Here is a 7,548-nt window from a genome sequence, read left to right as displayed (position 1 = left end):
TCTCCGCCGGATAGGCGGCTCTGAAGATTTGGAGGTGTACCCCCGAAAAGCAGATTCCGTTTGCCGCCGCAAAGGCGGCTCTCTAATGCAAAAGCCCCGCTGGCGGAGATCCGCCAGCGGGGCTTTTGTGGTGTCCGCTTTTTCAGCGGCGTATCGGAATTGGTAAATCTCAGAGCTGTTTTTTCAACAGTCAAAACGAGGGCATTGCTGTTCCTGGTTTGCACATGCCGTATGTTGTGATGCTGCCGTCGCCGAAACCACTCGCCTTCTGAACGCTTAGAAAGTGTCGGAACTTTCGGCGAGTGGAGCCGCTTCCAACATTGATGTACGGAGGCAATGCTCCTTCCTTTCTGGACAGCAGTTTGAGACGTCGGTCTTTGATTTCCGTCTGGGTTATTTTGCACTTGCCTTCAGCAGAGCGGTTCAAGAGCCGTTGCGTTGACCGCTCGACGAACGCGGGGGTGTTTTGCTCCGTCCTCCGGTCTCTGCAAAAACTGATCCAACCGTGTTCCGCAGGCACGTCTTGAATCCCACTTCCCTTAATTGTAAGGGCGCCACCGTGGACGAGCCCTGCGAAATCCTGGCGGATAATGAGGGACGACAGGGAATTCGCGGTTCCGAAGAGACGCATACGAGACCCGAGAAAGAACTTGTCCTCGCCCTCTTTACTCGATGCCGGATCGAGTTGCGGAAACGTAATACCGATCTGATGGCCTTCGACGATGTGCATGTGTACGGCCCACATAATCCTGGAAAGAATGTAGGCAACATCTCCCCCGGAGGGGGCCGCTCCGTCGAGCGGCAACACCTTGGCTTCGATGTAGTGTTTTGGGGCTTCCATTGTTGGCCTCTTATTTCTTGCCGCCGGAGAAGACGCCGCCGCGGACCAGCATCGCCATCAGGTAGTGAATGTTTCCGTCGAGTTCTCCGGCGCTGCCGGCACCGTCGATCTCGGTGATCACGTCGTCGATCTTCTCAAGCATTTTGTAGACGTCTGCCGACTTGCCGGGTACACGCAGAGCGTCGGCGCGGGACTGCACGGTGCCGAAGGCTTCGATGGCGGTAGCCCCCAGGTCGTCGACGCTTCCGTGCCAATGATCGATTACGCGAATTGCGTTGCCGATCTTCTGGCTGTGCATCGTTGCCTGTCGAATGTCCTTGCTATCGAACTTGGTCATGATAGACGAAAGCACCTTACCTTCCTTGTCGCTCTTCCCTCCCTTGTCTTCGTTGACGAATTCCTGGGACGGGTAGACCTCGGTCCGCTGCGGTAGATCCCCGGAGACCGAAATGATTAGGAACAGAGGCGCACGTTTTCCGGACAAGGCATCGCCGATTATCTGCGCCAACTCGTCGAAACGATGGGGCATCTCGTCTTCGTTAAAGGTTCGGGAGCCGATGTTGTCGACGTTGAACGAGAACGTGTCGGTTCCTTCTGTTTTGATAGTGACCGACTTCTTGGAAGCGAAACGGTTGCGCCAAAGGACGCGGCCGTTGATCAGATTCCAGGCATACAGCTTCGCTAGGTGGTGGTAGCCGGAGACGTTCACATATGCTGCCGACAGAGCGGTGAGCTTCGCGCGGAATTCGCTTTCGTTGCAGCCGCTCGGCTCCAATGAGTTGGCTTGGACAACAACCGAGAAATCGAGTTGAATGCGCCCGCAGTCAAGCGGCAGGTACGCGGTGTCGATCCGCTGAATGTTCGCGTTCTTCGGGTTGAGTTCCTTGGCGATGTTTTCGGACTTAGCCGTGTTCGCGTTCTTGTGGACGTTGCTGTACGACGAGATCGTGCCGCGAACGGTAGTGTTGGTCACTTCGACCGGGATGAGATTCTCGTCGTTAACTCCGAACATCAAGCCTTCGGAAGGTGAGATCGAGCGGTTGAAATTCAGGAAGGATGGGAGTTGGGCTTTGGTCGCCATGTCAATTGTTCTCCGTTGTGTTGATCGGGCCGAGCGCCGATACATAGAATGTGCTGGAGGTCGGGTTGTGGTGATGGCTCCACTGTGAGCCTTCGATGAAATCTTCGCCCTCTTTTGCGATCAGGGTTCGGACGGGCTTGTACTCGGCAATCGAGTACAAGGATTCGGCATATACGTGAGGCACTTCCGCTCCGTTGCTGCGGTGATTGCCGCGCAAGCTGGGTTTCTCAACGGACTGATATCCGACGACGACGGGAACGATCCACCCCGGGAGAAGGCGCGCCATCCGAGGCCTTACGTTCTTCTTTTTCTCGTCGGGTTCTTCGTTCGTGGTTTCAGCCGGAACAGGCGTCAGCTGGACCAGGTCGAGCAGGGCATCGAGTGGATCACAGGCCGTTTCCTGGATTCTCGTTTCCAGCACATCTCGACGATCGACGAGCAGGTGGCCCGCTGGGAGTTTTCCCACTTCCTCTGCGAGTGTCTCTTGGTCGACGGCCTTGTAGACGCTTTTCGATGTTGGGAAGACCTTCCCGCCTCCGAAAAGCCAGCCGGGTGCTTCCGACTTCATGACAGACAGTGCCTCGTCCTGGTGTTCCTGCATCTCCTGCGAAGAGGTTGCATGCGACTCGAGGCCGACCACGAAGCTGAGCAATGCTCTCGCCCTGAACTCATCGACGATTGATCCCGCGTTTTGCGTATAGTGCGCAGGCGGGTGCTTGGCGTGTCCGTCCTTTAATGAGTGCTCATGTAGAATGATGGACGTACCGGTGACGGTGAATGCCTGAGTACCGATCGCCTTATTGATGTCTAGCCCAATCTTGTAGCCGAAACCGGCGATCGCGGTCGGCATTGGATATCCCATCACGATGTCGGGATGGCAGGCCATCAGGTTGTCAACCTGAAGTGGCCCAATGACGAGAAAACTGTCCGTCATGTCAGGATACTCCCGTGAATTTTTTGGTGAGGTAGGACGCGACGACGCGCTCGGCGCGTTGCGTCATGGGATCGTCGAATTCCGGTTTCCCTGGAATGGCATCAAGCGCGCCAACGAGCTTGGCAACGACCTTTTTTCGGTCGGTGTCTTCGAGGTTGCCGAATCCATTGAGGACCAAACGTGCAAGGGGCGCTTCAAGCGCCTCGACGGCATTCTTTGCATGTGCATTGTTTGCGACGATGCCTTCTTCGATTGTGGCAAGCGGCTCAACGACGATAGAAGTCATGATCCGGAGGTTTTTCTCGAGCATTTTTCGGATGCCGTCATTGTTTTTCCAGCTCTTACTCCCTTCGTTGAATGTCTTGACCGACGGGTGGCTCGCATTGACCTTTCCGAACCTGAGCGACTTCGAATGAGCGAGCGCTGTAAAGCGCCGTTCCGCCCTGTCGGAGATTTTCGGCGGAGTTCCGTCGAGCAGGATGTGTGTCCCGCTCAGATCGCTGTTCACAAGCCCTGCATTCAGAGGATTGCTGCCAGCAACCTTGATGAACCTAGTCTTGATTGCGGAGCCACTTGCGCGCCGTTCCTTGATGCGCGTGCCGACTTCCAGATGCATTGCATACGGATGTACCGGAGTGATGTAGGTTTCGCTGTTCTGGGTCGGCCAAATCAGTACTTTCGCGCCTTTTCCGAGAGTTCGGTCCTCGTCACCCGACAGACGCTTACGGAGCGTATCCGAAAGCTCATTGAGTAGGTCCGGGTCAAATCCGAGACCCAGGAGCGAAGTGAAGACAGCGTCTTTTTCAATGATGCAGACAGACACGTTCTTGGCATCGTCTCCGATCATCAGCTTCGTTCCGAGAAAGCGCTGTGCCCTGCCCTGCCCGGCATTTCCGGCGGCCCCGAATGTTAATCGGGTTTTTGAGCTGGCGCTGCTGGCAAACGGCAGAGCTCTTGCTTCTTCGAATACCGTCGGAGAGGCGAAAATGCCGTTAGGTGTCGTCGCTGTCGGGTTTGGCGCCTTCACGGTATGGGTGCCCAGGTGGTTTTTGGCTACAATCCGGAAATTGGCCGTCTGCCCGTCGATCATTTCCTTCAGGTATCCGGGCCGAAGTGTTTCCGACTTGATGTCTTCCGCGACTTTCTTGTTAATCGTCGCCGGAAAACCCGACAGCTGCCCAATGATCATCGGTTTCAAGGAGCCCCCGATGTCGTTCGGGTCGCAGATATACGGGAAGTTCCGGACGTTTCGGAAGGTCTTGAGGAACTCAACATAGTCTACACCCTCCAGCCCCTGCGCGATTATGAAGGCCTCGTTCATCGGAACGTTCTTCAGCGCCTTTACGTCGATTTTATCTTTTGTTTCCGACAAGGATTCACTCCTTAGCTGGTCGTTGATTTTTGAACTAGTAAAGGATCGAAAAACTCACGTCAATTGGATTCGTAATATTGTTTGCAAGGATTCGTTCTTCGGTGGATCATTTGAATTCCTACCTTCATCCCCGAGTGTGGAATTCAAATGGCAGCCCTCCCTTCTGGACCGCGAATCCTTCAATCCACGAAGCCTGAAAAAAATTCATCAGATGTCGAGCGCTTTATTACCGCCGCAGTCGGAATGGCGGCGATCTTCCATGATTTCGGCAAAATGACCGAGTGGTTTCAGAAGAAGCTTCGCGAGAGGAAGAGGCTCGCTGACCCTATTCGCCATGAATTGATTTCCTTCATGGTGATGAAGGCGATGTATGAAATTTGCGGACGGAATGACGAGGAATGGCTGGCTCGAATGTCCGACGCGTCGGCTCTTCCTGGTTTGATCATGGAATCTTTTGATCGAGTCTTCGCGTCTCCGGATACGTACCTGTCAGAAGATCTTCAGTTGAACCTGCGTGAGGGCAACGAGCGTCAACTGCCTGTCAAACTGAGCGAGAAGCTCTGGTGCGAAAACGGTAAGTTCAACGTGGTCGCGACCCTGGTTCTGTCTCATCACCGCCTTCCGGGTGGAAAGCATTCTAAAAAATTCGGACTGTCTCTCACCTGGCGACATCTGGTCGGGACATGTGATGATGAGGGGGTGATTGCAGACTTTCTGAAATCTGGCTTCCGGCGGCCGTTGGGGAAACCAATTTGGGAAAACGGCCGCCTCATATCCGTTGCATCCAGGCAGGCTCAGGCTCTTCGTGAATGCCGGGTTTCAGATCCTGATCGCGACTTGAAGGCCGCAATGATCTTCGGGCGCACGTCATTGATCATGGGTGACCATCGAGCATCCGGCATTGGGAATGTTCGGTATTCAGATGGACCAGATAGGTTTGTCTATGCGAATACGAATGCCCGCGACGGGACGCTTGCGGAGGAACTGTCTGGCCACCTTGTTTCTGTTCGTAAGACATCCGTTGCGGCATCCTTACTTATTTTCAGGGGTGCCGAAGGGTTCCCGGGCATTTCCACAAGCGACATTCCGGATGCGATCCAATCTCCCAAGTCGGCGAAGGGAAGCCGTTTCAGGTGGCAGGTCGAGGCTGGACGTTGTGTATCCAAGGCGATGTCTGAGGCGGGTTCCGGTGCCGGTTTCTTCGGTGTTCTTATGGCTGGAACCGGATCAGGAAAAACTCGGGCGGCACCCATTATTCATGCGGCCACGGCGAAGGCCTGCGGCGAAGATCTTCGGCTTTCGGTGACATCAGGTCTGCGCACACTGACCTTACAAGCCGGCACCGAGTATGTTCGGGAGCTCGGTTTTTCTCGAGACGATGTCGAAGTGATTATTGGAGATGACTTGCTACGACGCATGCATGATGCGGGAGTGCGACGCAATGTGACCGAAGATGTCGGAACCGATGGACAAATAGGCGACGATCTCCTTCTCGCCGATGGCTCAAACACCGCGCATGCACTGGCCCTTCCGTCGACAGCGCTCAAGAGCCTGGGCGGCAAGGCAGACGGCAGTCTTGCGCGAATGGTAGCGTCTCCCGTTCTCGTCTCGACGATCGATACCCTGATGTCCGCAGCGGATGCGCGGCGAGGCAGGCATACGGCCGCCATGATGAGGGTCGCGACATCTGACCTCCTGATTGACGAGATCGACGATTTCGCGGATGAAGACATTGTTGCGATATCGCGATTGGTCTACCTGTCGGCATCGTTCGGCAGGAAGGTCGTGATCGCCTCCGCAACGGTGACACCGACCATCGCCGATGCTCTTTTTCGCTGCTATCTGGCTGGTTGGCAAAACCACAGGCACGTGTCCTCCGCCGGATCTGAAGCCCCTGTTGTGGCGGGTTGGTTCGGCGAAAGGGCTGGTGTCTCCGCTTGCTCAAAGATGGATAGCCTGGAGGAGTTTCGGGGTTCACACGAAGATTTCGTCAACAAGATGATCGAGAGCCTTAAGGATTCAGACGGCCAGCGGTCTCTAGGGGTTGCCCGCATGCGCGATTGCGAGACCGCCGCAGAGTATTTCGAGCAGGTTACCGACATCTTTGAGGTCGCTCACGACAAGAACCACGTTCTCGATGAGAAGACGGGGAAGAGATTGAGTTTGGGGCTGGTGAGGTGGAGCAACGTCGGAACGAGCGTTTTCCATGCGAGAACCGTCATGGAACGAGTTTTTCCCGCGCATGTGGCTGTGAAGGTCGTTCCGTATAACGGCTCTATGTTAAACATCCATAGAAACTACGTTGAGCGCACTTTGAACCCCGCTCTCAAGAGGAAGCCGGTTGAGGGACGAGATCCGATTCTGTCGAATCCTTATGTGCGACAGGCGCTGGATGAATCTTCATCGTCGGTCACGGACGTTATTATCGTCGTGATTTCGACCTCCATCGAGGAGGTCGGTCGGGATCATGATTTCGATTGGGCGATTTGCGAGCCGAGTTCTCTGAGATCGCTCATTCAAATCGCAGGCAGAATCCGACGGCATCGACTAGAGCAATGGCTATCGAAAAACCTCTTCTTGCTGGACAGGTGTTTCAAGGAACGCGGCGGGATCGCGATAGGTTCCGGGAGCTTCTCGTATCCTGGCCCCGAGACGCTGTCGCACGTCAAGACAGAAAACAGACAAGATCTCGTTCTCAAGGAAAGGACGATAGATAGGGTGTTCGACGTCGAATCCTTGTCCAACGTGGTTGATTCCACCGAGGTGATTGGAATGGATCAGCCCAAAAGTGGGATAGGGCGACTTGAGAGACTGGTTTCCGAGCACTACCTGACGCAGGGGGCGGATCGAGGTGTGTCTGTTGGTGCCTTCATCTCGGACCCGCTGTCTCTTGCTTGCGATTTTCATCCGTCCCAACGCAAATTCCGACGTCAACGCTGTGTGGAGGTGACCTATGTTCTCTGGGGTGATCGTCAGGACCGGAGCTGGTATAGGACTCCGTTTGACAAGGGTGACGCCAGAGAACTTATTTCGTGCGGGAAAAAGGTTGATCGCCTATTTCTTGAGAACGAAGCTCGCTTGCTTGTTTCCATGCCGGACGATGACATTTTGATTGACCAGGCGGCGGTCGAATTGGGGGTCGAATCCTTAAAACAGTGGGAAGAAGATTCGTTCCTCTCGATTTCAAAAACGGATTTTCGGGATTCCTTGATGAAGAAGGAATATCTTTACCATCGGTCATTCGGTTTCATCGCCAAGGAGGATTGGATGGCCGAATTTGACGATTGATTCAGAAGCGCGGCAAACCCCTTCCTTGAGGG

The 7,548-nt window shown here is 54.7% G+C and carries 7 protein-coding genes; 1 reads left to right on the top strand and 6 read right to left on the bottom strand.

What is annotated here, in order from left to right; genetic code table 11:
* Positions 1-190 precede the first annotated feature (190 nt).
* From cas6f to E1297_RS50745, 6 genes are all read right to left on the bottom strand, one after another.
* Positions 191-841, bottom strand: a complete 651-nt coding sequence (cas6f, locus tag E1297_RS05810) for a type I-F CRISPR-associated endoribonuclease Cas6/Csy4 (protein ID WP_155135171.1) — start codon at positions 839-841, stop codon at positions 191-193.
* A 10-nt stretch (positions 842-851) separates the two neighbouring features.
* Complete coding sequence (gene csy3 / locus E1297_RS05805; RefSeq protein WP_196223209.1) at positions 852-1,922, bottom strand: type I-F CRISPR-associated protein Csy3; 1,071 nt, start codon at positions 1,920-1,922, stop codon at positions 852-854.
* A gap of 1 nt (position 1,923) precedes the next feature.
* Positions 1,924-2,856: a type I-F CRISPR-associated protein Csy2 gene (locus tag E1297_RS05800; protein WP_155135167.1), complete on the bottom strand. Its 933-nt coding sequence runs from the start codon at positions 2,854-2,856 to the stop codon at positions 1,924-1,926.
* Position 2,857: 1 nt separating this feature from the next.
* Complete coding sequence (locus E1297_RS05795; RefSeq protein WP_155135164.1) at positions 2,858-4,228, bottom strand: hypothetical protein; 1,371 nt, start codon at positions 4,226-4,228, stop codon at positions 2,858-2,860.
* Positions 4,229-4,435: 207 nt separating this feature from the next.
* Entirely contained in the window at positions 4,436-4,564 is a 129-nt protein-coding gene (locus E1297_RS50750; protein ID WP_256372690.1) for a hypothetical protein, read from the bottom strand.
* Between the two features lie 153 nt (positions 4,565-4,717).
* Positions 4,718-4,840 (bottom strand): hypothetical protein, encoded by a 123-nt coding sequence (locus E1297_RS50745; RefSeq protein WP_256372689.1) that lies wholly within the window; start codon positions 4,838-4,840, stop codon positions 4,718-4,720.
* A 600-nt stretch (positions 4,841-5,440) separates the two neighbouring features.
* Here E1297_RS50745 and E1297_RS05790 point away from each other — a divergent pair.
* On the top strand, positions 5,441-7,516 hold the full coding sequence (locus E1297_RS05790; RefSeq protein WP_155135161.1) for a hypothetical protein: 2,076 nt from the start codon (positions 5,441-5,443) through the stop codon (positions 7,514-7,516).
* Positions 7,517-7,548: the final 32 nt, after the last annotated feature.

The organism is Roseibium sp. RKSG952 (assembly GCF_009711355.1).
Note: the sequence above shows the minus strand (reverse complement) of the source record. Positions and strands in the feature narration are given on the sequence as shown.